The sequence below is a fragment of the Microbacterium phycohabitans genome (genome assembly GCF_032464935.1).
GTDB classification, from domain to species: domain Bacteria; phylum Actinomycetota; class Actinomycetes; order Actinomycetales; family Microbacteriaceae; genus Microbacterium; species Microbacterium phycohabitans.
This window is the reverse complement of record NZ_JAWDIT010000002.1, coordinates 87876-111501: the sequence shown is the minus strand read 5'-3', so window position 1 is coordinate 111501 and position 23626 is coordinate 87876. Positions and strand designations below refer to the sequence as shown.

The following is a 23626-nucleotide window of genomic DNA, read 5'->3' as shown; positions in this document are numbered from 1 at the left end:
CTTCCCGCTCGTGAGGGCGGGGCGTACTATGTGGTCAGACCACACGAAAGAGAGATCTCCATGGTTCAGCGTCAGCTGCCCAAGGTCGGCGAGCTCCTCGAGCTCATGCAGTTCAAGAAGCCCGAGCTCGACGCGCGCAAGCGTCGCCTCGACGCCGCGCTGACCATCGCCGACCTCCGCACGATCGCGAAGCGCCGCACCCCGAAGGCGGCGTTCGACTACACCGACGGCGCCGCCGAGGGCGAGCTGTCGCTCGACCGTGCCCGTCGTGCGTTCGAAGACGTGGAGTTCCACCCCGACATCCTGCGGCCCGCGGCGAACGTCGACACCTCGTGCGAGATCCTCGGCGGCCCCTCCGCCCTGCCCTTCGGCATCGCGCCCACCGGCTTCACGCGTCTGATGCAGACCGAGGGCGAGACCGCGGGGGCCTCCGCGGCGGCGGCCGCCGGCATCCCGTTCACCCTGTCGACCCTCGGCACCACCTCCATCGAGGGCGTCAAGGCGGCCAACCCCGTGGGGCGCAACTGGTTCCAGCTGTACGTCATGAAGGACCGCAGCATCTCGTACGGCCTGGTCGAGCGCGCGGCCAAGGCCGGGTTCGACACCCTGCAGTTCACCGTCGACACCCCCATCGCCGGCGCCCGCCTGCGCGACAAGCGCAACGGCTTCTCGATCCCGCCGCAGCTGACGGTCGGCACGATCGTCAACGCGATCCCGCGCCCGTGGTGGTGGGTCGACTTCCTCACCACCCCCAAGCTCGAGTTCGCCTCGCTCAGCACCACCGGCGGCACCGTCGGCGAGCTGCTGAACGCCGCGATGGACCCGACCATCAGCTACGACGACCTCGACGTCATCCGCGGCATGTGGCCGGGCAAGATCGTCGTCAAGGGCGTGCAGAACGTCGCCGACGCCGCACGCCTGGTCGACCTCGGGGTCGACGGCATCGTGCTCTCCAACCACGGCGGCCGCCAGCTCGACCGTGCACCCATCCCGTTCCATCTGCTGCCGAAGGTCGTGCGCGAGGTCGGCAAGGACGCCACGGTCATGGTCGACACCGGCATCATGAACGGCGCCGACATCGTGGCATCCATCGCCCTCGGCGCGAAGTTCACCCTCATCGGCCGCGCCTACCTCTACGGCCTCATGGCCGGTGGACGTCAGGGCGTCGACCGCACCATCGCGATCCTGCGCAGCGAGATCGAGCGCACCATGACTCTCCTCGGCGTCTCGTCGCTCGACGAGCTCGAGCCGCGCCACGTCACCCAGCTCACCCGGTTGGTGCCGGTCGCCGACCAGGCGGTCGACGCGCGGGTGTGACTCTCGATGCGCCGTCGCCCCGGATGCGCCCGTGCGCTGGGGTGACGGCTTCGCGGACGGCGATGCGCTAGGCGGAAAGTACTTGCCAAAATGGAAAGTACGTGGGATGGTCGAAGGGTCGAAAGGATCCATCCCATGGACGTTCCCCCCACTGTCACCGCGGCGGATGCGCGCTCGCTGCTGCACCGCGCCGAGCGTCTCAGCCGGTCCGCGCACGACGCGACGCGCTGGCCGTACATCACCTTCATCGTGGCCCTCGGCGTCGCCACGTCGATGGGCACCTTCGCCATGGCGCTCGCGACCGGCGACGCCTTCGGGCTCGCCTACGTCGGAACCCTGGCCGTGATGTTCGCACTGATCCTCTTCTTCGTCATCAGCATCCAGGGGCGCTCCGCGTTCGCCCGCAGTCGCCGGTGGACCGTCTACATCGCGAGCTGGTTCGCCTCGTATGCGGTGGCGTTGTCGGTCGTCATCTGGGCTCACGGATCGGTGGTGCTGGCGGGCGCGGCATCGGGTCTCGTCCTGGTCGTCGCGTTCTTCTGCGCGGCGCGTGAGGCGCGATCGTGACCACCGCCGCCCCGCACCCGCGCCACCGCCTCGACGATCTGCTGCAGAACTCCGTGCGATTCTCGATCCTGGCGGCGCTGGACCGCGCGACGACCTTGAGCTTCAAAGAAGTGCGGGATGCCGTGGAGATCACGGACTCGGCGCTGAGCAAGCAGGTCTCGGCCCTCGAGGCGGCGGGATACCTGTCGGTGGGGAAGTCGTTCGCGGGCAAGATGCCGCGCACCTCCTTGACCATGACGAAGGAGGGGCGCGCGGCGTGGCGACGCCACCTCGCGACCCTGCGCGAGATCGCCGGCATCCCGGAGTGACGGCGGGCGCCCGCGCCCGGCTCGCCGCGGCTCGCCGTCGGCGGAGGGGATTTCGCGGGATCCGTCAGGCCCGCGCGTCGACGCTCTCCTCCGGCTCTTCGCGGCGCTGCGCGCCCGAACCGAGGGTCAGCGTCGAGGCGAGTCCGAGCACGAGGAAGCCCGCCGCCGTGAACGCGGCCGCGCGGGTGCCGTCGCTGAACGCGGCCCGCGCGTTGATCGCGAGGTCTTGCGTCTCGGGCGAGGCGGCCAGGCCCGCGATCGCCGCCCCCGCGCTGTCGACCACCTGCGACACGACCTGGTCGCGCTGGGCGGCCGGGATCCCGCGATCGTCGAGGGTGGATGCCAGCACCCCCGCCGTGGTCGAGAACAGCACGGTGCCGAGCACCGCGACGCCGAGGGCCGCGCCGAGCTGGCGGGAGGTCGACTGCGTGCCCGACGCCTGCCCGCTGGCGGACGGCGGCACCTCCGCGAGGACGACGCCCGTCAGCTGCGCGGTGGCGAGTCCGACGCCGACCCCGTAGACGAAGAGGAAGGGGACGAGCGGTCCCCACGCGGCATCCGGTCCGATCGTGAACGCCACTCCCGCGACGCCGATGATCTCCGCCAGCAGACCGCCGCGGACGATCCAGACGGGGGCGACGCGGCCGCTCAGCGCACCGGCGATGCCGCTGGCCACGAACGAGCCGACGGCGAGCGAGAGCAGCAGCAGGCCCGTCTGCAGGGCGTCGAACCCGACGACGAACTGCAGCCAGAGCGGCAGGGCGAGGATGATGCCGAACTCGCCGAGCGAGACGACGGCGGCCGCGATGTTGCCGTTACGGAACGAGGCGATGCGGAACAGGCCGAAGGCGAGCAGGGTCGATTCCCCGCGGCGCTGGCGCCGCACGCCCCACGCGATGAAGGCGACGAGGGCGACGAGGGCCACGGCGAACGCCAGGGGGACCGGAGACAGTCCGAACGACCAGGTCCAGTCGCCGATCGTCGGAGCGGTGTCGAGCGTCCACCAGCCGTAGGTGCGGCCCTCGATGAGCCCGAAGACGAGCGGGGCCATGGTCAGCACCGACAGCAGCGCGCCGACGCCGTCGATGCGTTCGACGCGGTCGCTGCGCGACTCGGCGACGGTGAACAGCACGCCGACGACGATGACGAGCCCGAGCGGGATGTTGATGCCGAACGCCCATCGCCACGAGAACGCCGTCGTGAGCCATCCGCCCAGCAGCGGACCGACGGCCGCCATGCCGCCGATGGTGGAGCCCCACACGGCGAACGCGATGCCCCGTTCGCGGCCGCGGAAGGTGGCGTTGATGATCGACAGCGTCGTGGGCAGGATCATCGCCCCGCCCACGCCCTGGACGAGCCGGGCCAGGATCAGCAGGCCACCGGTCGGCGCGAGGGCGGCCGCGATCGAGGCGGCGCCGAAGATGACGACGCCCAGGAGCATCAGTCGGCGCCGCCCGAAGCGGTCGGCGAGACTGCCGAAGACCAGCAGCAGCGAGGCGAAGACGAGGGTGTAGGCCTCCTGGACCCACTGCACCTCGGTCGAGGAGATCTTCAGCTCCTCCACGATCGAGGGCACGGCGACGTTGACGATCGTCGAGTCGACGATGATCAGCGAGACGGCGATGCTGATGAAGACGAGGCCCGCCCAGCGGCGCCCAGCCATGTTTCCGGTCATGTCGCTAGATTATCTAGCTAGATTATCGAGGGAAAGGGCTTGCGGAGCATCCGCGGCGTCGCTCTCGCGAAGACCTCCGGCATCCCGTCGGTCGCGCGACGCCGCGGTGGGGCTGATCGAACGTCAGGCGCCGTGCCGCGGCCGCGGGGCGATCCGCGCGGGGCGCTCGCCGGACGGGAGTGCGATGGGTGTCGTCCCCGCGATCTCGTCGCTGAAGTCCTCCGGCTCGGGCGCCACGGTCGCGATCGGCCGTGTCTCGTCGATGGTGAGCCGGAACCGCTTCGTCTCGTGGCGGTGAACGCGCCCCGAGGCGAGGGTCCACGTGATCCCGATGGCGCACGCGATGAGGGCGACGGCGGCGGCGAGGGCGATCGCCACGCGGGGTCCGAACTCGGCGGCCACGGCCCCGACGATGGGAGCTCCGACGGGGGTGCCGCCGAGCAGGATCGCCATGTAGAGCGCGAGCACGCGTCCGCGCAGGGCGGGATCGGTGGTGGTCTGCACGTAGCCGTTGGCCGTGGTGAGGGTGGTCACGACGCAGAACCCGGTGAGGACCAGGGTCGCCGCGTAGGTCTCGTACGAGGGGGCGAGCACCGAGAGGAGGGATGCCGCGGCGAAGCCGCCCGCGCCGAGCATCACCACGCGCATGCGGGCGCGCTCCCGTCGGGCCGCCAGCAGCGCCCCGGAGAGCGAGCCGATCGCGACGAACGAGCTGAGCAGGCCGAACCCGTCGGCGCCCCGGCCGAATTCCAGCGCCATCGTCGAGGCGAAGATCGGGAAGTTCATGCCGAACGCCCCGAGCAGGAAGACCATGACGAAGATCACCACGAGATCGGGTCGCCGGGCGACGTAGCGGAACCCGTCGGCGAGGCGAGCGGGTCCGCCGCGTCGGTGGTGCGTCACGAGCTCGTGCGGGCGCATGATCAGCAGGGCCGAGATCATCGCGAGGAACGTGAATGCGTTGACCAGGAACACCCATCCGGTGCCGATCGCGACGATCATCACCCCCGCGACGGCGGGACCGATCAGTCGTGCCGTGTTGAACGACGCGGCGTTCAGCGCGACGGCGTTCGAGGCGTTCTCCTGCGCGACGACGTCGGAGACGAACGCCTGGCGAGCCGGGTTGTCGAAGGCGGTGACGATGCCGAGCGCGAGCGCGAACCCGAACATCAGCGGGAGCGTCATGGCCCCGGTCAGCAACAGGATGCCGAGGGTGACCGCGAGCAGGAGCAGTGCCGTCTGCGTGCACATGATGAGCTTGCGGCGGTCGAAACGGTCGGCCACCCATCCCGTCACCCCCACCAGCAGCAGGGGAGGGGCGAACTGCAGCGCCATGGTGACGCCCATGGCGGCGGCATCGTTGTCGGTGAGCTGCGTGAGCACGACCCAGTTCTGGGCCGTCGCCTGCATCCAGGCTCCGATGTTGGAGACGAGGGCGCCGATGAACCAGACGCGGTAGTTGAAGATCGACAGCGACCGGAACATCGACGAGCTCACCTGTCGGCCACCTTCCTCATGATCACCGCGGCACGGGCCAGCGCGTCGCGTTCCTCGGCGGAGAGCTCGGCGAGGGCCTCCTCCACGAAGGCGTCACGGCGTCGGACGGTCTCGTCGACGATCGTGCGCCCGAAGTCGGTGAGGTCGATCGTCACGCGGCGACGATCGACCTCGTCGGGGATGCGGCTGATGTAGCCCGCCTCCTCGAGCAACGACACCGTCCGATTCATCGACGGGGCGGTGACGCGCTCGCGGTCGGCCAGCTGGCCGAGCGTGTGCGCACCATGCACCGTGAGGGCGGCGAGGACGGCGAACTGCCCGTCGCTCATGGTGTCGACGGCCCGCTGCGCCCGGAGGCGACGGGCCAGACGGAACGTGGCCATGCGCAGCTCGGAGGCCGCGGCGCTGAAGTCATGACTCAGGTCGGGAAGGGGGGATTCGTCGACGCGATCATTCATGTTCCTGACCATCAGCGTAGCTCATTAGGCTTGCTAACGGAATGGATGCCGCGCTTCGCGGCCCGAACCCTGTCGGTGCCGGCCGCGCGGCCCGCGCCGCCCCCTACACTCGCCCCATGCCCGAGTTCGTCGATGCCCACGGCATCTCCATCGTCTACGACGTTCATGAAGCGAGCGAGCCGCGGGCCGTCGTGCAGCTGCTGCACGGGGTCGGCGAGCACGCCGGTCGCTACGGTGCGCTCATCGACGCCCTGGTCGCCGACGGGTACACGGTCTACGCCGACGATCACCGCGGCCACGGGCGCACCGGTCTGCGGCAGTGGGGTGGCGATCATCGCCGTCTCGGCCGGCTCGGGCCGGGCGGTCACGGGGCCGCTCTCGACGCGGTCTGGACCTTCACGCAGCTCATCCGCGAGGAGCACCCCGATCTGCCGCTGATCCTGCTCGGTCACTCGTGGGGCTCCTTCCTCGCCCAGATGCTGCTGGATCGGCATCCCGACGCCTACGACGCCGTCGTGCTGAGCGGCTCGGCCCTCCGCTGGCCGGGGGCGTTGAACGCCGGCGACCTCAATGCCCCGTGGAAGCACCAGCGCGGATCGGGGATGGAGTGGCTCTCGAGCGACGAGCAGGTGGGGCGCGACTTCGTCGCCGATCCCCTCACCACCTCGGAGCCCCTCATGAAGCTCTTCGGGCCGATCGAGGCGGCCAAGATCTTCGGCCGCCCGCGCCGCGGTCTCGGCCGCGATGTGCCGATCCTGCTCATGGTCGGTCGCGACGACACGGTGGGGGGTCCGCGCAGCGTGCACCGGCTGGCGGACGCCTACCGCGAGCGATCGGGGCTCACCGACGTGACGACGCTCGTCTATCCGGGTGCCCGGCACGAGATCTTCGCGGAGGCGCAGCAGGCCGAGGTGCGGGCCGATCTGCTCGCGTGGCTCGATCACCGGATGCCGACCCGCGCCTGACTCCCCGCGCGCAGGACCCTGAGCCTGTCGAAGGGTCCGGGCCCCCGCGGCACGCAGGACCCTGAGCCTGTCGAAGGGTCCGGGCCCCGCGGTGTCCGGTGGCTTCGACGAGCTCAGCCACCTGGCTACCCGAGGACCCTGAGCCTGTCGATGGGTCCGGTCTCTCCGCAGCTGTCCCTCAGCCCGCGGCATCCGTCGCCCGCGCCGCCACCGTCCGCAGCGACCGCAGCACGCGCCGGACCGCCGCGTACGCGACGGCGTCTGGTCGCGCGAGGGCGTCGACGTGGCGCACGAGGGGCAGGTCGACGAGCGGGCGCAGAACCAGCCCCGACCCGGCGAGCGGCAGGGTCGTCGTCCGGGGGAGGACCGCGATCGCCGCTCCCGCGCGCACGACCTCGGCGCTGACCGAGAACTCGTTGATGCGGTGGGCGATGTCGAGCGGTCTGCCGACGTGCGCCGCGAGGTGATCGAGGACGCCCGCCAGGGGGAAGCCGGGATGCACCGACACCCACCGCTCGTCCGCGACATCGATCGCGCGCAGCCTCTCCCGCCGGGCCAGCGGGTGGGTCGCGGGCAGGGCGATGTCGAGCGCCTCGGTCAGCAGTGGTGTCGCCACCACCCGATCGACGGGCCAGGGGGCGTCGTGAGCGAGGCGGTGCGCGATCACGAGGTCGTGGTCGGCGGTGAGCCCCGGGAAGTCGCGATGCGCCACGTCGGCGTCGGCGAGATGGAGGGGAGGGATGCCGTCCAGCTCGCGCAGCAGCGGACCGAACAGCGCGAGCCCCGCACTGTGGAAGGCCGATACCCGCACCGGTCGCTCATCGCTCTCGAGGAAGGCGCCGACCGCCTCACGCGCGGAGGTGAGCGCCTCATCGACGCGTGTTCCGGCGGCGGCGAGCGCCTCTCCCGCCGCGGTGAGGACCAGGGTCCGCCCGCGGCGTACGGTCAGCGGCACGGGAACCCGGGCCTGGAGATGCGCGAGCTGCTGCGACACCGCCGATGCCGAGACGTGCTGCGCCGCGGCGACGGCGGCCACGCTGCCGCGGTCGCCGAGCTCGCGCAGCAGGCGGAGGTGAGCGGCATCCATAAGTCCGAACTTACGGGATTGTGAAGCAGGAGGTCGTTGTTCTTCCGGGTGCCACCGTCGAGGCTGGGCGCATGACCCGCCGCCCGCCCGAGATCGTCGTCGACGTGCTCCTCATCGCCGTGGCGGCGGTGTGGGGCGCGAGCTTCCTCGCCGCGAAGGAGCTCGCCGCCGAGGTCGGCGTCGCCCCGGCCGTCGCCCTCCGCTTCCTCGTCGCGGCCGCAGCCCTGGGGGTGGTCTGCGTCGCGCGACGGGAACGGATGCCGCGCGGCCGCGGCCTCGCGATCGCCGCGGTGCTGGGCTGCTCGCAGGCGGCGGTGATCGGCCTCGAGACCTGGGGGGTGCACCTCACCTCCGCGACCAATGCGGGTCTGCTCATCAGCCTCGCCCTCGTGTTCACCCCGGTGCTCGAGAGCCTCGCGGCGCGGTCATGGCTCCCGCGGTCGTACTTCGTCGCCGCCGTGGCGGCCGTGGTCGGAGTGGCCCTGCTCGTCTCCGGCGGAGGACTCCGTATGCCGACCCTCGGCGATGCCCTCGTCATCGCGGCCGCCGTGGTGCGCGCCGTCCACGTCACCGCGAGCGCCCGGCTCACGCGCGGACGGGGCGACAGCACCCTCGCGGTCGTGCTCGTGCAACTGACGGTGTGCGCGATGGCCTCGTCGGCGGTGGCCGGGGCCGACCTCCCCCGCGCGGTGGGCCGGCTCACGGCATCCGGGTGGGGGAGCGTGCTGTTCCTGGGGCTTTTGTGCTCCGTGTTCGCGTTCGTCGTGCAGTTGTGGGCCGTACGCCGCACCTCGGCGACGCGGGCGAGCATCCTGATGGGCACCGAACCGGTGTGGGCGCTCGCCGTGGGCGTTGTCGTCGGCGGGGAAGCGGTGGGGGTCCCCGGGCTCGCCGGAGCCGCGCTCATCGTCGCCGCGTCGTACGCGGGCCAGGCCATCGAGCGGCGTCACCGTCGCGCGCGCGCCGCGGCGCCCGCGCCCCACGCCTCGGTCGCCGAAACCGCACGGCGCTGACATCTCGGCGGCATCCTTCGACCGTTCGTCGGGGGATGCCGTCTCGGTGAGCCGTGCGCCGCCGCAGCGCCCGCGCGCCGCAGCGCCCGCGCCGTCGCCGCGCCGCCGCGCGCCTGGCCGAGGGACCCGCCCCGTCCCGGCCGCCGCGCCGCCGCCGTAGGCTGGAACCATGCACGGCGAGTACAAGGTCCCGGGGGGCAAGCTGGTCGTCGTCGACCTCGAGGAGCAAGAGGGTCGCATCCACGGCTTCCACCTCGCGGGCGACTTCTTCCTCGAGCCCGACGACGCCCTCGACGACATCGACGCGGCCGTCAACGGCCTGCCGGTGGAGTCCGACGTCCCCACGATCGCCGCGGCGATCCGCGCCGCCCTGCCCGACGGGGCGCAGCTGCTCGGTTTCACGCCCGAGTCCGTCGCGACCGCGATCCGTCGTGCGCTCGTGACCGCCCCCGGCTGGGCCGACTTCGAGTGGGAGGTCGTGCACGACGCCCCGGTCTCGCCGCGCATGAACCTCGCGCTCGACGAGGTGCTCACCGCCCGCGTGGGCGCGGGGCTGCGCAAGCCCACGCTGCGCCTGTGGGAGTGGAACGAGAACGCCGTCGTCATCGGCTCGTTCCAGTCGCTGCGCAACGAGGTCGACCCCGAGGGCGCCGGGAAGCACGGCTTCGACGTCGTGCGCCGCATCTCGGGCGGCGGCGCGATGCTCATGGCCGCGAACTCGATCATCACCTACTCGCTCTACGTCCCGGCATCCCTCGTCGCGGGCATGACCTTCGCCGACTCCTACGCCTTCCTCGACGACTGGGTGCTGCAGGCGCTGCGCTCGCTCGGCATCGACGCGGTGTACCAGCCGCTCAACGACATCGCCGGCCCCCACGGCAAGATCGGCGGAGCAGCCCAGAAGCGCCTCGCCAACGGCGGAGTGCTGCACCACGCGACCCTCAGCTACGACATGGACGGTCAGGTGCTCACCGAGGTGCTGCGCATCGGCCGCGAAAAGCTCAGCGACAAGGGCACGGTCTCCGCCGCCAAGCGCGTCGATCCGCTGCGCAGCCAGACGGGCCTCGCGCGCGACCAGGTCATCGACCGCTTCATCCAGACCTTCACCACCCTGTACGGGGCGACCGAGGGGCACATCTCCGACGAGGAGTACGCCGAGGCCGAAGCCCTGGTCGAGACGAAGTTCACCACCGACGCGTGGCTGCAGCGCGTCCCGTGAGCGTCGAGGTCCCGCCCGACGCCCCCGCCCCCGGCCGCGTCGAGATCCACCACGCCGACAACCTCTCCGTGACCCCGCGCTACCCCGACGGGTCGTTCGCCCTCGTCTACCTCGACCCGCCGTTCAACACCGGGCGCACCCGGTCGAAAGCGGTCGAGTCGGCGACGTGGACGCCGGCCGCAGATGAGCCCGAGGATGCCGAGACCCCGGATGCCGCCGGGCCCTCGGACGCGGCATCCGTCGACGATCCGAATATGCTGACGTTCCCCGAAGAGGAGCCGCCGCCGCCCCCGGTGGTGCAGCGCGGTTTCCACGGTCGCGAATACGCGCGCCTTCGTGGCGACCTGCGCACCTACGACGACCGCTTCGACGATTACTGGGGCTTCCTCGAGCCGCGGCTGATCGAGGCCTGGCGCCTGCTCGCCGACGACGGCACGCTCTACCTGCACCTCGACTATCGCGAAGTGCACTACGCCAAGGTCATGTGCGACGCGCTCTTCGGCCGCGACCACTTCTTGAACGAGCTCATCTGGGCCTACGACTACGGCGCGAAGACGAAGCGCCGCTGGCCCACGAAGCACGAGACGATCCTCGTGTACGTGAAGAATCCGGCGCGCTACTTCTTCGACTCGGATGCCGTCGATCGCGAGCCCTATATGGCCCCGGGCCTGGTGACCGCCGAGAAGGCCGCGCGCGGGAAGATGCCCACCGACGTCTGGTGGCACACGATCGTGCCGACCACGGGGCGCGAGAAGACGGGCTACCCGACGCAGAAGCCCGAGGGCGTGCTGCGCCGGATGGTGCAGGCCTCGAGCCGTCCGGGCGACCGGGTGCTCGACATGTTCGCCGGCAGCGGCACGCTGGGCGCGGTCGCCGCACCGCTGGGCCGCGACGCGGTGCTCATCGACGACAACGCCGACGCTGTCGCGGTGATGCACAAGCGGCTGGAGCCGTTTTCGGGCTGAGGCGACGCCGGGTTCGCCGATCGGTGGGGCGGGGTGCCGTCGTGCGGAGTCGGGGGCGGACACGCCGTGCGTGACGGGGGTGTCGCGGCGTGTCGCCTCTGGAGTCCGCATGACGGTACGGCCGTTCGCGGCTCGGGCAGGCGGGTCGGCCGTTGGCGGCTCGGTACGACTGTGTGCCGTCGTGCGGAGTCGGGGGCGGACACGCCGTGCGTGACGGGGGCGGCGCGGCGTGTCGCCGGTCGAGTCCGCATGACGGTACCTCGCGCACCCTGTCCGGGGGCGGTTGGACCCGTCCATCCTCGATCGGCCTGACCCGGCGCGGCGGGTTCGGGCGCGACCGCCCCGGGTGCCGCCGCCTGCGCCTAGGGTGAAGCCCATGGAATTCGGCATCTTCGTCCCGCAGGGCTGGCGTTTCGACCTCGTGGGGATCGACCCCGCCGAGCACTGGCGGGTGATGAACGCCCTCGCCCAGAGCGCCGACGAGGGCCCGTGGTCCTCGCTCTGGGTCTACGACCACTTCCACACCACCCCGGTGCCCAGCGCCGAAGCCACGCACGAGGCGTGGACGCTGATGGCCGCGTTCGCCGCCGTCACCGACCGCGTGCGCCTGGGCCAGATGTGCACGTGCATGGGCTACCGCAATCCGGCGTACCTCGCCAAGGTCGCCGCGACCGTCGACGCGATCTCCGGCGGTCGCGCCGAGATGGGGATCGGCGGCGGCTGGTACGAGCACGAGTGGAAGGCCTACGGCTACGGCTTCCCGCCCATCGCCGAGCGTCTCGGACGCCTGCGCGAGGGCGTCGAGATCATGCACCAGGCGTGGACCACCGGCGAGGCCACCCTGTCGGGGAAGTACTACGAGGTCGACGGCGCGATCGTGCAGCCGAAGCCGCTGCAGCCCGGTGGCATCCCCCTGTGGATCGCCGGCGGCGGCGAGAAGGTCACGCTCAAGATCGCGGCCAAGTACGCCTCGTACACGAACTTCGGCGGATCGCTCGAGGAGTTCGACCACAAGTCCGAGGTGCTGCGCGGGCACTGCGAGGCCCTCGGTCGCGACGCGGGCGAGATCACCCGCTCGACGAACTTCAACACGATCGTGGCCGAGACCGAGGCGGAGGCCGACGAGCGGCTGGCCGCGGTCGTCGCGCGCCTCCGCCCGCACGTGGGTGACGAGCGGGCGGATGCCATCGAGGCCGACTACCGCTCGTCCGACGCTTTCGGCACGCCCGAGCAGATCGTCGAGCGCCTGCGTGAGCGCGCCGCCCACGGTCTCGGGTACGCGATCCACTACTTCCCCGAGGCCGCGTACGACACCTCGGGCATCTCGCTCTTCGAGCGCGAGGTGGTCCCGCACCTCTGACGTCGGCCGCATGGCGCGCGTCGCCAGGATCCGTCGCCTCATCCGCCCGGGAGGCGACGATCCCCGGCGACTCACGCATCCATCGGCGGGCGGGCCGACAGCACCGCGAAAAACGCCCGCTGCGCCGGGAAACGCTCGTGGGGAGCGTGTCTCGGCGCAGCGAGCGTTTATCGAGGGGGCGGGACGCGTCACGCGTCGCGGCGCGCGCCCTCCGACGGGGTCACCGTGAAGACGTTCGGGGTGCGGAAGCCGGATGCCGCGAACGCGGCCAGCACCGCATCGGTCGCCGCCGGGATGAGCCCGACGGGGATCAACGCGATCGCCGCCCCGCCGAAGCCGCCGCCGGTCATGCGCGCGCCGAGCGCCCCCGACGCCAGCGTGGTCTCGACGGCGAGGTCGAGTTCGGGAACCGAGATCTCGAAGTCGTCGCGCATCGACGCGTGCGAGGCGACGAGCAGGTCGCCGATCGCGGCGGGACCGTCGGCGTCGAGGGCGGCGACGGTGTCGAGCACGCGCTGGTTCTCGGTCACGACGTGGCGGACGCGGCGGAAGGTCACGTCGTCGAGGATCTCGGCGGCGCGCGGCAGGTCGTCGACGGTGAGGTCGCGCAGCGACGGGACGTCGAACGCCGCGGCCCCGCGCTCGCACGCCTCGCGGCGCTCGCGGTAGCCCCCGGTGGAGTGCGCGTGCTCGACGAGCGTGTCGACGACGAGGATCGCGAGCCCCGCGTCGGCGAAGCCGAGGGGTACGGCGCGGGTGTCGAGCGTGCGGCAGTCGAGGAACGTCGCCGCGTCCGCGACCCCGAGCATCGAGGCCATCTGGTCCATGATCCCGGTCGGGGCGCCGACGGCGTCGTTCTCGGCGATGCGGCCGACGCGGGCGAGCGCGACCTTGTCGAGGCCGGCGTTCCAGACGTCGTTGAGGGCGGATGCCACGGCCCCCTCGATCGCGGCCGACGACGACAGCCCGGCGCCCACCGGCACCTCCGAGGCCAGGGCGATGTCGACGCCGCGGGGGGTGGCATCCGGAGCTTCGCGCAGCAGCGCCCACGCCACCCCCAGCGGGTAGCCGGCCCAGTCGAGGCCACCGGCGGCGATGCGGTCGTCGAGGTCGGCGAGGGAGACCTCGACGGCGTCGGGCGCGAAGGTCGAGCGCACGCGGATCACGTCGTCGGAGCGCAGGGCGACGGCCGCGGCGGTGCGCTGCGCGATCGCGAAGGGGAAGACGAAGCCCTCGTTGTAGTCGGTGTGCTCGCCGATGAGGTTGGCACGGCCGGGTGCCGACCACACCCCCACGGGCTCGGTGGCGAGAAGGGTGCGGGCGTCGTCGACGGCGGTCATGCCGTCACCTCCGGAACGGTGTCGAGGGCGGCGCGCAGGCGCTCGGCCTGCGACTCGGGGGTCACGTCGCCGATCCAGGCGCCCATGGCGGCCTCAGATCCGGCGAGGTACTTCAGCTTGTCGGCGGCGCGACGGGGCGAGGTGATCTGCAGGTTGAGGCGCACGGCATCCCGGCCCCGTCCGACCGGCGCCTGGTGCCACGCGGCGATGTAGGGGGTGGGGGTGTCGTACAGCGCGTCGATGCCGCGCAGCAGTCGCAGGTAGAAGGGCGCGAGCTCGTCGCGCTCGGCGTCGGTCGTCTCGGCGAGGTCGGCCACGTGGCGGTGCGGCAGCACGTGCACCTCGATGGGCCAGCGGGCGGCGAACGGCACGAACGCGGTCCAGTGCTCACCGCGCAGCACGACGCGCTCGCCGGCCTGCTCGAAGTCGAGGATGCGGGCGAACAGATCGGCGGAGGTGCGCGAGATCGTGTCGAGCAGGCGGTGCGTGCGCGGGGTCACGTACGGGTAGGCGTAGATCTGCCCGTGCGGGTGGGGGAGCGTGACGCCGATCTCCTGCCCGCGGTTCTCGAACGGGAACACCTGACGGATGCCGGGCAGAGCCGACAGCGCCGCGGTCCGGTCGGCCCACGCCTCGATGACGGTGCGGGCGCGGGTGCGCGAGAGGGATCCGAACGAGCCCTCGTGCTCCGGGCTGAAGCACACGACCTCGCAGCGACCGACCGAGGTGCGGGTGCGGCCGAGGCCGAGGTGCTCGAGGTCGTCGTCGCTGCGCGGCGGGTCGACGGCGGCCGGCGCGTCGGCGGTCGCCGTGTCGAGGGCGGGGCCGAACGACGGCGACTTGTTCTCGAACACCGCGACGTCGTAGAGCGAGGGGATCTCCGACGGGTTCGTCGGCGTCTGCGGCGACAGCGGATCGAGGTGCGCGGGGGGCAGGAACGCGCGGTTCTGACGATTGGATGCGACGGTGATCCAGTCGCCGGTCAGGATGTCCTGGCGCATCGTCGCCGTCGTCGGGCGCGGGTCGAGCGTGCGGGCGTCGACCGCGCGCTCAGCGCCGAGCGTCGTGCCGGGGTCGTCGAAGTAGATGAGTTCGCGGCCGTCGGCGAGGCGGGTGGGTCGCTTGACGACTCCGGCCCCGAGGGGCACCGCGGTGAGGCTGTCCGTGTTCACGATAACACGCTACATCCGGGGCGTGATATCGTCAACACGGAGGGGGAGCGATGCGCGTATCGATGGCCGACGTGGCCGAGAGGGCCGGAGTTTCGGCGCAGACCGTGTCGCGCGTGGCCAACGGCAGCCCCCGCGTCGATCCCGCCACCCGGGTCCGGGTCGAGAAGGCCATGGCCGACCTCGGGTACCGCATGCATCGCGCTGCGCGCGCGTTGCGCACCGGTCAGACCTCCACCATCGGCCTCGTCGTGTCGACCCTCGCCTCCGTCGGCAACTCCCGCATGCTGCAGGCCATCTCCGAAGCCGCCGCCGCCCGTGACTACGCGCTCGCCGTGGTGACGGTGGGGGAGCGCGGCATCCACGACGCCTTCGCCCGATTGCGCTCGCAGGGCGTCGACGGGGCCGTCGTGCTGAACGAGGCGACCGAGCTCGCGCGCGACACCCAGCCGCCCGCCGATCTGCACCTCGTCGTCGTCGACTCCCCGCCCGACGAGCGCTTCTCGATCGTGCAGACCGATCACGCCGGCGGGGCGCGCGCCGCGACGCGATACCTGCTCGAGCTCGGCCACTCCACGGTGCACCACCTCGCCGGGCCCGCGCGCTCGTTCGCCGCCGCGGAGCGCGAGCGCGGCTGGCGCGAGGCGCTCGCCGACGCCGGGGTCGTCGCGCCCGAGCCGGTCCGCGGCGACTGGACTTCGGCATCCGGTCATCTCTCGGTCTCGGAGCTGCTCGAGGCCACGGCGATCTTCGTCGCCAACGACCAGATGGCCCTCGGTGCCCTCCGCGCCCTCGCCGACGCGGGCCGGCGCGTTCCCGACGACGTCTGCGTCGTCGGGTTCGACGACGTCGCGGATGCCGCGGAGTTCCGCCCGCCCCTGACCACGGTGCGCCAGGATTTCGACGCCCTCGGTCGGCGCGCCGTCGCAGCGCTCGTCGGCGCGATCGAGGGCGGGGAACCGGTCGCCGAGACGGTGCCCGCATCGGTGGTCGTGCGCCGGAGCACCGCGGAGGTCTGACGCGCGGCGGGCCGGGTTCTCGGCCGAGTCGCCCCGGGGCGTGGAGTGCGCCTCGGCCAATGCGAACGGCGGCTCTTCGAAGGGCGTGAGCCTCTGTCGTGGAGCCTGTGTTCCGCCGGGCCGGAGTCCCGGGCGCGCGCCGTCAGCGCGGCTCGCGCCACCCGCGCTCGAAGATCCGGAAGCCCGCCTCGATGGTCGCGGCGGCGTCGTCGTGCTCGAAGGCGAGGATCTGCAGCTGCAGCACCATCCGCGCGTACACGCGGGTCTCGGCATCCGGCTCGCTCTGGCCGGTCGTCTCGGCGATGGCCGCGGCGAGGGCGTCCTCGTGGCGCAGCCACATGCGCGAGGCGTAGTCGCGCAGCGCGGGGGTGTCGGTGATGAGCTGCATGAACTGCCGACGGTGCGCGCCCGTGGGATCGAAGGCGAGGCCGATGAGCTCGCGCCGGTAGAGGTCGCGCAGCGCGTCGGACACCGACGTGCCTTCCGGGCGGTCGCGCACGGCCGCGACGAGCATGTCGCGCTGGGCGTCGTCCTCGTCGAAGACGAGCGCCTCCTTCTGCGGGAAGTGCGCGAAGACGGTCGTGGGTGACACGTCGGCGGCGTCGGCGACCTCGCGGATGCTGACCTCGTCGAAGCCGCGCTCGACGAAGAGCTGCGTCGCGGCGTCGGAGATGGCCTTCCGCGTCGCGGCCTTCTTGCGTTCGCGGCGTCCGAGATCTGCGCTCATGGACACACTCTACCGGCGTCGCTCCAGAACTGTGTTGACACCAAAACTGGTACGAGTACAGTTACGGCGTGACTACGACTTCCTCCCCCACCTCCCTCCCCGTCCGCGACGGCCGTCGCGCGTGGACCATGCTCATCGTCCTCACGACCCTCACCACCGCGGGCATGACCGTCGTGCTTCCGGTGCTGCCCTTCGTGGTGCTCCGTTACGTCTCGAACCCGACCGACCTCGCCGTGTGGGTCGGCATCCTCGAGACCGTCAACGCCCTCTGCGCGTTCCTCGTCGCCCCGTTCCTCGGTCGCATCTCCGACCGCTTCGGCCGTCGGCCGGTCATCATCGTCGCCGGGTTCGGCGCCGCCCTCGGCTTCCTGCTCTTCGGCATCGGGGGCGCCCTGTGGGTGCTGCTGCTCGGGCGCATCGTGCAGGGGGTGACCGCGGGCGACCTCCCCGCGCTCTTCGCCTACCTCGCCGACATCACCCCGCCCGAGAAACGTGCGCGCCGCTTCGGTGTGCTCGGGGCGACGGCCGGCATCGGCACGATGGTCGGCCCCGCTCTCGGCGGCACGCTCGCCGCGATCGACGTCGACCTGCCGGTGTTCGTCACCGCGGGCCTCGCGCTGACGGTGGCCATCCTGAGCATCTTCCTGCTGCCCGAGAGCCTCGTCCCCGACAAGCGGATCACCGCCCTCGATCTGCGCGCGGTGCACCCGTTCGCGGTGTTCCGCGGCGTCTTCCGCCGGCCGGAGTTGCGGGGGCTCATGGTCGGCCTGATCCTCGTGGGCCTGCCGTTCGGCTTCTTCGTGAACAACTTCAGCGTGCTCGCCCTCGACGCCATCTCGTGGAGTCCCACCGCGATCGGCCTGCTCACCGCGTGCGTCGGCGTCATCGACATCGCGATCCAGGGCGTCCTGCTCGGGTTCCTCCTGCCGCGCATCGGCGAACGGGGCGTGGTGGTCAGCGGCATCGTCACCCAGGCGATCGGTCTGGTCGCGCTCGCGGGGGTCGCGTCGATCCTCGCGCAACCGTGGCTGTTCGTCGTGGGTGCGCTGACGCTCGCCGCCGGCCAGGGGGCTGCGCAGGCCACCATGGACGGGTTGCTCTCCAACGCCGTCGGCGACGACGAGCAGGGCTGGATCGCGGGAGCCGCGCAGTCGCTCAACGCCGCGGTCGGGACGGTCGCGCCTCTGCTGGCGGGCCTGCTCTACGCCCACGTCGCCCACGCGGCGCCCTACGTCCTGGGCGCGGGGCTCATGGTCGCCGCGGCCGTGGTCATCTCCCGGGCGCGCCTGTCGAGCCCGTCGCTGAAGACGAAGGCGGATGCCCTGACGTCGCTGCCGGCCGCAGGGTGAGGCGCCGCGCCGCGTGCCACCCTCCCCGGGTTCGGGGCGCATTCCCCCGTCCGGGGCGCGAGGATGACGCCCCGGACGAAGGATCGCGCCCCGAACGCGCGAAAGTGCCCGGAAATGCCGAACGCCCGCGGATGCCGGAGCATCCGCGGGCGTCGCCGGGGAGAAGGCGTTACTTCTTCACGGGGATGGACTGCGACTCCAGGGCGCCGATGGTGGCATCCTGGCCCTTCTGCAGGGCGTCGGCGAGGGTGCCGCTGCCGCTGACCGCGGCCTTGAAGCCGTCGGAGACGTCGGCGTAGGTCTTGGTCATCGTCGGGCCCCACACGAAGTCGGGGGTGACCTCGGTCGCGGCCTCGGCGAAGACGTCGTAGATCTTCTGACCGCCGTAGAACTCCACGCCCTGCGTGAGCGAGGGGAGCTTCAGACCCTCGGTCGTGGCGGGGTAGATGTTGGCCTCTTCGTTCAGCGCGGTCAGCGCCTCCTCCGAGGTGTTCAGCCACAGGGCGAACTTCGTCGCCTCGTAGGGGTGCTCGCTGCCCTTGAGCACGGCGATCGACGATCCGCCCCAGTTGCCCGAGACCGCGTCACCGGCGTTCCACTGCGGCAGATCGGCCACGGCCCAGCCGCCGGCGGTGTCGGGAGCGCCGCTCGAGATCGAGTTCGCGCCCCAGACGGCGGAGTTCCAGGTCCAGACCTGGCTGGAGTTGTAGGCGTTGTTCCACTCGTCGGTCCACGCGGGGTAGGTCGAGACGAGGTCCTGGTCGATGAGCGACTGCCAGTAGTCGGCGACCTTCTCCGACGCCGGGTCGGTGAGCGAGACGGTCCAGCCGTCCGCGTCGTTGCCGAACCACTGTCCACCGGCCTGCCACACGAAACCGGCGAACTGGTTGATGTCGGACTGCGAGAAGTTCGTGATGTAGCCGCCGAGCGCGCGGATCTTCTTGGCGGCCTCGGTGTACTCGTCCCACGTGGTGGGGATCGCGATCCCGTTCTTTTCGAAGAGATCCTTGCGGTAGAACAGCGCCATCGGGCCGATGTCCTGCGGGATGCCGTAGACGGCGCCGTCTTCGCCGAGGGCGACCTGGTTCCAGGCCCAGCCGACGAACTGGTCCTTCGCGGCGACCACGTCGGAGCAGCCGGCGATGTTCTCGACGCCGTCCTGCACGAGGAAGTTCGGGAGGGCGTCGTACTCGATCTGGCCGAGGTCGGGGGCGTTGCCCGCCGCGATCTGGTTGAAGAAGTTCTGGTAGGTGCCGTTGTTGCCGTTCGGGCCGGTCTGCACCTTGACCTGGATGTCGGGGTTCTCCGTGTTCCACATCTCGACGACCTTCTCGATCCCGGGGATCCACGAGGTGAACTCGAGCGTGACGGGGCCGTCGGCGGGGGCGCAGTCGGCCGCGGCGGCGGCGTCGTCGCCGCTCCCGCTTCCGGCGCAACCGGCGAGGAGCAGAGCCGACAGGGCGACGCCGGATGTCGCCGCGAGGATTCTGTGCTTCATGGGAATGCCTTTCTCTGGGTGCCCGGACGCGCCGTTTGCGTCCGGGGTGGAGGCGGCCGGGGCCGCCGACGGGATCACTTCAGCGCGCCGGTCCCGAGACCGTTGCGCCAGAAGCGCTGGAGGAGCAGGAAGATGACGATGAGGGGGATGACCGACAGCAGTGCGCCGATGAGCACGAGGCCGCGCAGCTCGGGGATCTGGTTGAGCTGGTTGTTCCAGCCGTAGAGGCCGAACACCACGGGGAACAGCTCTTCGCTGCGCAGCATGATGAGCGGCAGGAAGAAGTTGTTCCAGATCGCGACGAACTGGAAGAGGAACATCGTGACCAGCGCGGGGCTCATCAGTCGCAGGCTCACCGTGAAGAACGTGCGGATCTCGCCGGCGCCGTCGAGGCGGCTCGCCTCGAGCAGCTCGTCGGGGACGGAGGATGCCGCGAAGATGCGGGCGAGGTACACCCCGAACGGGCTGACCAGCGAGGGCAGGAACACCGCCCAGAAGGTGTTGGTGAGCTGCACCTGACTGAAGATGAGGAACAGCGGCAGGGCGAGCGCGGTCGCCGGCACCAGCACGCCGCCGAGTACCACGTCGAACACGAGCTCGCGGCCCGGGAAGCGGTACTTGGCCAGCGCGTAGCCGGCCATGGCGGCCAGCAGCGTGGCCACCGCTCCGCCGAGGCCCGCGTACAGCAGCGAGTTGCCGAGCCAGCGCAGGAAGATCCCGTCGCGGTAGGCGAAGAGGTCGCCGATGTTCGAGAACAGGCGCATGTCGGCGAACCAGAGCGGGTTCGTGGTGAGGATGTCGCCGGTGCTCTTGCTCGAGGCCACGAGCAGCCACCACAGCGGCAGCAGGAAGTACACCGTGAACACGGCCATGACGAGCATCGCCGAGGTGCGCGAGACGAGGGGTTCGCGGATTGCGCCCGAGCGCGGGGCGCCCGCGCGGGTGCCGAGGGGGCGACGGGAGGTGGTGACGGCGCTCATGCGTTGCCCTTCTTCTGCATCCACTTCATGAAGCCGAACGACAGCACGAAGGTGGTCACGGCCAGCACCACGGAGAACGCCGCGGCGAGGTTGGCGTTGGGGATGGATGCCGTGGCGTAGACGGTCATGTTGGGGGTGAACGTGCTCGTCACGGCGGAGCTGAACGAGCGGAACACCTGGGGCTCGGCGAGCAGCTGCAGCGTGCCGATGATCGAGAAGATCGCCGTCATCACGATCGCCGGGCGCACGAGCGGGATCTTGATCGACCACGCGATGCGGAACTGGCCCGCGCCGTCGAGGCGTGCCGCCTCGTAGATCTCGCTGGGGATCGACAGCAGCGACGAGTAGATGATCAGCATGTTGTAGCCGACGTAGACCCAGGTGACGACGTTGGCGATCGACCAGAGCACGAGGTCGGCGCCGAGGAAGTCGACGTTCTTGGTCAGGGCCGTGAAGGGCGACAGGTTGGGCGAGAACAGCGAGCCCCACATGATCGCCGCGATCACGCCTGGCACCGCGTAGGGCACGAAGAACGCGAGACGGAAGAAGCGCTTGCCCTTCAGCAGGGGGGAATCCAGCAGCAGCGCGAAGATGAGCGCGAGGCCCAGCATGACGGGCACCTGCACCACGCCGAAGGCGAGCATGCGCAGCATCGACGCCCAGAACGCCTCGTTCTGGAACACCAGGGCGTACTGCGCGAGGCCGCCGAAGACGAGCTCGGCCTTGCCGAAGGTGCCCTCGCGGCGCACCACCAGCAGCGACTGCCCGATCGCGAACACGATCGGCAGCACGTAGAACAGCGCGAACAGCACCGCGAACGGAGCCAGGAGGATGACGATCGCGCTCTTGAACGGCACGCGCGCGCGGCGTGGCCGCGGTGCGTCCGAGCGGTCGGCCCGCGCGGGGGCGGGAGCGGTGGTGGTCACGAGGCCTCCTCGATGATGCGGACGGCACCACCGGCGACCGTGACGGGGCCGTCGACGCTCTCGCCGGTGAGGGCGTCGCGCCCGTGCGCCGCGATCTCGACCGACTCGGTGGTGTGGTTGATGACGAAGGTGAACGCGCGGTCCTCGCCGGCGCGGCGGACGACCTCGACTCCGGGGAAGGCCTCCACGGTACGGATGCCGGCGTCCCGGGCGATCCGCGAGAGCAGATCGCGGTACGTCTCGGCGGCGGGCAGGGTGGCGAGGTACCAGGCGGACCCCGCCCCCACCGTGCGGCGGGTGCGGGCGGGCAGGCCTGCGGCGGGGCCGTCGACGAAACGGGCGTCGACCTCCGCGTCGACGGAGCGCAGGCGCTCCGACCACACCGAACCGATCGAGCCGTCGTCGAGGGCGACGACCTGGCCGGGGCCGAGCGGCGCGAACTCCTCGGAGACGATCCCGAGCAGGTCGCGGAACGCGCCCGGGTAGCCGCCGAGACGCACGCGGTCGCGCTCGTCGACGATGCCGCTGGCGAAGGTGATCACGGCCGTGCCGCCGTTCTCGACGAAGCGGGCGATCGCCTCGGCGTCGGCGTCGCGCACGAGGTGCAAGGCCGGCACGACGACCAAGCGATAGGCCGACAGGTCCGCGGAGGCCGAGACGACGTCGGTCGAGATGTCGGCCGCGGACAGCGCCGCGTGCGCCGCGTGCACCTGGTCGAGGTAACGCAGGTCTTCGCTCGGGCGACCCTCGTTCTCGATCGACCACCAGCTCTCCCAGTCGAAGAGCACGGCGGCATCCGAGGCCACGCGCGTTCCCGCGATCGGCTGGAGCCGGCGCAGGGTGCGGCCCACCTCGAGGACGCTGCGCCACTGCGCGGTGTCGGTGCCGGCGTGGGGGAGGAGGGCGGAGTGGAACTTCTCGGCACCCTGGGCCGAGGCGCGCCACTGGAAGAAGCAGATGCCGTCGGCGCCGCGGGCGACGTGCGACACGACGTTGCGCAGGAGCTCGCCCTCGCCCTTGGCGAGGTTATGCGGCTGCCAGTTGACCGCTCCGGTCGAGGTCTCCATCAGCAGCCACGGCGTGCCCGCGGCGATGCCGCGCGTCAGGTCGGCCGCGAACGACAGTTCCGCGAGAGGGTCGGGGAGTCGACGGTCGAGGTAGTGGTCGTTGGCGATGACGTCCATCTCGCCCGCCCACGAGAAGTAGTCGAGCGCGCGGATGTGCGCGGTGACCATGAAGTTCGTCGTGACCGGGGCGGTGCTGCGCGCGCGGATGATCGCGGCCTCGGCGCGGTACAGCTCGAGCTGCTGGTCGGACGAGAAGCGCTGGAAATCGAGCAGCTGGCCGGGGTTGCGCAGCGAGAGGGCGGCCATCGGCGGCAGGATCTGGGCCCAGTCGCTGTAGCGCTGGCTCCAGAACGACGTCCCCCACGCCGCGTTGAGTGCGGCGACCGTGCCGTAGCGCGCGCGCAGCCACTCGCGGAAGGCCGCGGCGCTGGCGTCGCAGTAGCACAGGGCGTTGTGGCATCCGAGTTCGTTCGACACGTGCCACATCGCCAGGGCCGGGTGGTCGGCGTAGCGCTCGACGACGCGACGGCTGAGCTCGGCGGCGTGGGAGCGGAAGACCGGCGAGCTCGGGCAGTAGGCCTGGCGCCCGCCGGGGAAGCGGCGCGTGCCGTCCTCGGCCACCGGCAAGATCTCGGGATGCCGCGTGGTCACCCACGGCGCCGGCGACGCCGTCGCGGTGCCGAGGTTCACCCGGATGCCGTGGGCGTGCGCGAGGTCCATGACCTCGTCGAGCTCGTCGAAGCTCCAGACCCCGTGGTCGGGGTTGATCCACGACCAGCCGAAGATGTTGACGGCCACGAGGTCCACGCCCGCTTCGCGCATGAGGCGCATGTCGTCGTCCCACACGGCGCGGTCCCACTGCTCGGGGTTGTAGTCGCAGCCGAACACGAGACCCTCGCGGGTCAGGGCGTCCAGGGCGGAGCCCTCGCGGATCGAGTCGGTCGCTCGATCGCTCTCGCGATCCAGCGGGGCCAGATGGTCGACGGCAAGCATCCGGTGGGCGCTCCTTTGCGGGGTTCTGTGAACGTGCACACACTCGCGATCCGGAATGACAGGTCAGAATGTGTGAACGTGCACATACTGACACGGCGCTGCACGGTCGTCAACTCCCCGCTGCCGA

Annotated in this window: 21 protein-coding genes; 10 read left to right on the top strand and 11 right to left on the bottom strand. The window is 71.3% G+C overall.

All coding sequences use genetic code 11. From position 1 onward, the window contains the following. Nucleotides 1-60 precede the first annotated feature (60 nt). The 3 genes from RWH44_RS04985 (at nucleotide 61) to RWH44_RS04975 (ending at nucleotide 2192) form a co-directional block, all read left to right on the top strand. Nucleotides 61-1317, top strand: coding sequence for an alpha-hydroxy acid oxidase (locus tag RWH44_RS04985; RefSeq protein WP_316003704.1), 1257 nt, complete (start codon nucleotides 61-63; stop codon nucleotides 1315-1317). A gap of 135 nt (nucleotides 1318-1452) precedes the next feature. Further along, the gene (locus RWH44_RS04980; RefSeq protein WP_298876054.1) at nucleotides 1453-1884 is read left to right on the top strand and encodes a chemotaxis protein CheY; all 432 of its coding nucleotides are present in this window, start codon (nucleotides 1453-1455) and stop codon (nucleotides 1882-1884) included. Further along, nucleotides 1881-2192: a winged helix-turn-helix domain-containing protein gene (locus RWH44_RS04975; protein WP_298876051.1), complete on the top strand. Its 312-nt coding sequence runs from the start codon at nucleotides 1881-1883 to the stop codon at nucleotides 2190-2192. The genes RWH44_RS04980 and RWH44_RS04975 overlap by 4 nt, the downstream gene beginning before the upstream one ends. Before the next feature lie 64 nt (nucleotides 2193-2256). On the opposite strand, the gene RWH44_RS04970 is transcribed toward RWH44_RS04975, so the two are convergent. The 3 genes from RWH44_RS04970 to RWH44_RS04960 all read right to left on the bottom strand — a co-directional run bounded on the left by RWH44_RS04970 (nucleotide 2257) and on the right by RWH44_RS04960 (nucleotide 5822). Continuing rightward, nucleotides 2257-3867, bottom strand: coding sequence for a DHA2 family efflux MFS transporter permease subunit (locus RWH44_RS04970; RefSeq protein ID WP_316003703.1), 1611 nt, complete (start codon nucleotides 3865-3867; stop codon nucleotides 2257-2259). A gap of 123 nt (nucleotides 3868-3990) precedes the next feature. Then, nucleotides 3991-5352: an MFS transporter gene (locus tag RWH44_RS04965; RefSeq protein ID WP_316004263.1), complete on the bottom strand. Its 1362-nt coding sequence runs from the start codon at nucleotides 5350-5352 to the stop codon at nucleotides 3991-3993. A gap of 8 nt (nucleotides 5353-5360) precedes the next feature. Then, a complete protein-coding gene (locus RWH44_RS04960) occupies nucleotides 5361-5822 on the bottom strand; it encodes a MarR family winged helix-turn-helix transcriptional regulator (RefSeq protein ID WP_316003702.1) in 462 nt (153 codons plus the stop codon). Nucleotides 5823-5938: 116 nt separating this feature from the next. Here RWH44_RS04960 and RWH44_RS04955 point away from each other — a divergent pair, with 116 nt between their 5' ends. Next, entirely contained in the window at nucleotides 5939-6787 is an 849-nt protein-coding gene (locus RWH44_RS04955) for an alpha/beta fold hydrolase (RefSeq protein WP_316003701.1), read from the top strand. 178 nt (nucleotides 6788-6965) lie between these two features. Here RWH44_RS04955 and RWH44_RS04950 read toward each other — a convergent pair whose 3' ends face one another. Continuing rightward, complete coding sequence (locus tag RWH44_RS04950; protein ID WP_316003700.1) at nucleotides 6966-7874, bottom strand: LysR family transcriptional regulator; 909 nt, start codon at nucleotides 7872-7874, stop codon at nucleotides 6966-6968. 71 nt (nucleotides 7875-7945) lie between these two features. Here RWH44_RS04950 and RWH44_RS04945 point away from each other — a divergent pair, with 71 nt between their 5' ends. The 4 genes from RWH44_RS04945 to RWH44_RS04930 all read left to right on the top strand — a co-directional run bounded on the left by RWH44_RS04945 (nucleotide 7946) and on the right by RWH44_RS04930 (nucleotide 12431). Next, nucleotides 7946-8887 (top strand): DMT family transporter, encoded by a 942-nt coding sequence (locus RWH44_RS04945; protein WP_316003699.1) that lies wholly within the window; start codon nucleotides 7946-7948, stop codon nucleotides 8885-8887. 169 nt (nucleotides 8888-9056) lie between these two features. Beyond that, nucleotides 9057-10106: a lipoate-protein ligase LplAB gene (gene lplAB, locus RWH44_RS04940; protein WP_316003698.1), complete on the top strand. Its 1050-nt coding sequence runs from the start codon at nucleotides 9057-9059 to the stop codon at nucleotides 10104-10106. Beyond that, on the top strand, nucleotides 10103-11071 hold the full coding sequence (locus RWH44_RS04935) for a DNA-methyltransferase (RefSeq protein WP_437127278.1): 969 nt from the start codon (nucleotides 10103-10105) through the stop codon (nucleotides 11069-11071). The genes lplAB and RWH44_RS04935 overlap by 4 nt, the downstream gene beginning before the upstream one ends. Nucleotides 11072-11447: 376 nt before the next feature. Beyond that, nucleotides 11448-12431: an LLM class F420-dependent oxidoreductase gene (locus RWH44_RS04930; RefSeq protein ID WP_316003696.1), complete on the top strand. Its 984-nt coding sequence runs from the start codon at nucleotides 11448-11450 to the stop codon at nucleotides 12429-12431. A gap of 188 nt (nucleotides 12432-12619) precedes the next feature. Here the strand turns inward: RWH44_RS04930 and galK are convergent, their stop codons facing one another. Both galK and galT read right to left on the bottom strand, forming a co-directional pair. Beyond that, a complete protein-coding gene (galK, locus tag RWH44_RS04925; RefSeq protein ID WP_316003695.1) occupies nucleotides 12620-13771 on the bottom strand; it encodes a galactokinase in 1152 nt (383 codons plus the stop codon). After that, nucleotides 13768-14943 carry a galactose-1-phosphate uridylyltransferase gene (galT, locus tag RWH44_RS04920; protein ID WP_316003694.1) on the bottom strand — a complete coding sequence of 392 codons (1176 nt, stop codon included), beginning with the start codon at nucleotides 14941-14943 and terminating at the stop codon, nucleotides 13768-13770. Before galT ends, galK begins: the two co-directional genes overlap by 4 nt. Before the next feature lie 50 nt (nucleotides 14944-14993). Between galT and RWH44_RS04915 the strand changes: the two genes are divergently transcribed. Continuing rightward, nucleotides 14994-15959 (top strand): LacI family DNA-binding transcriptional regulator, encoded by a 966-nt coding sequence (locus RWH44_RS04915; protein ID WP_316003693.1) that lies wholly within the window; start codon nucleotides 14994-14996, stop codon nucleotides 15957-15959. Between the two features lie 142 nt (nucleotides 15960-16101). Here the strand turns inward: RWH44_RS04915 and RWH44_RS04910 are convergent, their stop codons facing one another. Next, complete coding sequence (locus RWH44_RS04910) at nucleotides 16102-16686, bottom strand: TetR/AcrR family transcriptional regulator (RefSeq protein ID WP_316003692.1); 585 nt, start codon at nucleotides 16684-16686, stop codon at nucleotides 16102-16104. A gap of 68 nt (nucleotides 16687-16754) precedes the next feature. Here RWH44_RS04910 and RWH44_RS04905 point away from each other — a divergent pair, with 68 nt between their 5' ends. Continuing rightward, entirely contained in the window at nucleotides 16755-18035 is a 1281-nt protein-coding gene (locus RWH44_RS04905; protein ID WP_316003691.1) for an MFS transporter, read from the top strand. Between the two features lie 169 nt (nucleotides 18036-18204). Here RWH44_RS04905 and RWH44_RS04900 read toward each other — a convergent pair whose 3' ends face one another. From RWH44_RS04900 to RWH44_RS04885, 4 genes are all read right to left on the bottom strand, one after another. Beyond that, the gene (locus RWH44_RS04900; RefSeq protein WP_316003690.1) at nucleotides 18205-19533 is read right to left on the bottom strand and encodes an ABC transporter substrate-binding protein; all 1329 of its coding nucleotides are present in this window, start codon (nucleotides 19531-19533) and stop codon (nucleotides 18205-18207) included. Nucleotides 19534-19607: 74 nt separating this feature from the next. After that, nucleotides 19608-20513 carry a carbohydrate ABC transporter permease gene (locus RWH44_RS04895; RefSeq protein WP_298876009.1) on the bottom strand — a complete coding sequence of 302 codons (906 nt, stop codon included), beginning with the start codon at nucleotides 20511-20513 and terminating at the stop codon, nucleotides 19608-19610. After that, nucleotides 20510-21439 (bottom strand): carbohydrate ABC transporter permease, encoded by a 930-nt coding sequence (locus RWH44_RS04890; protein WP_298876007.1) that lies wholly within the window; start codon nucleotides 21437-21439, stop codon nucleotides 20510-20512. The genes RWH44_RS04895 and RWH44_RS04890 overlap by 4 nt, the downstream gene beginning before the upstream one ends. Continuing rightward, nucleotides 21436-23499, bottom strand: coding sequence for a beta-galactosidase (locus RWH44_RS04885; RefSeq protein ID WP_316003689.1), 2064 nt, complete (start codon nucleotides 23497-23499; stop codon nucleotides 21436-21438). Before RWH44_RS04885 ends, RWH44_RS04890 begins: the two co-directional genes overlap by 4 nt. Between the last annotated feature and the right edge of the window lie 127 nt (nucleotides 23500-23626).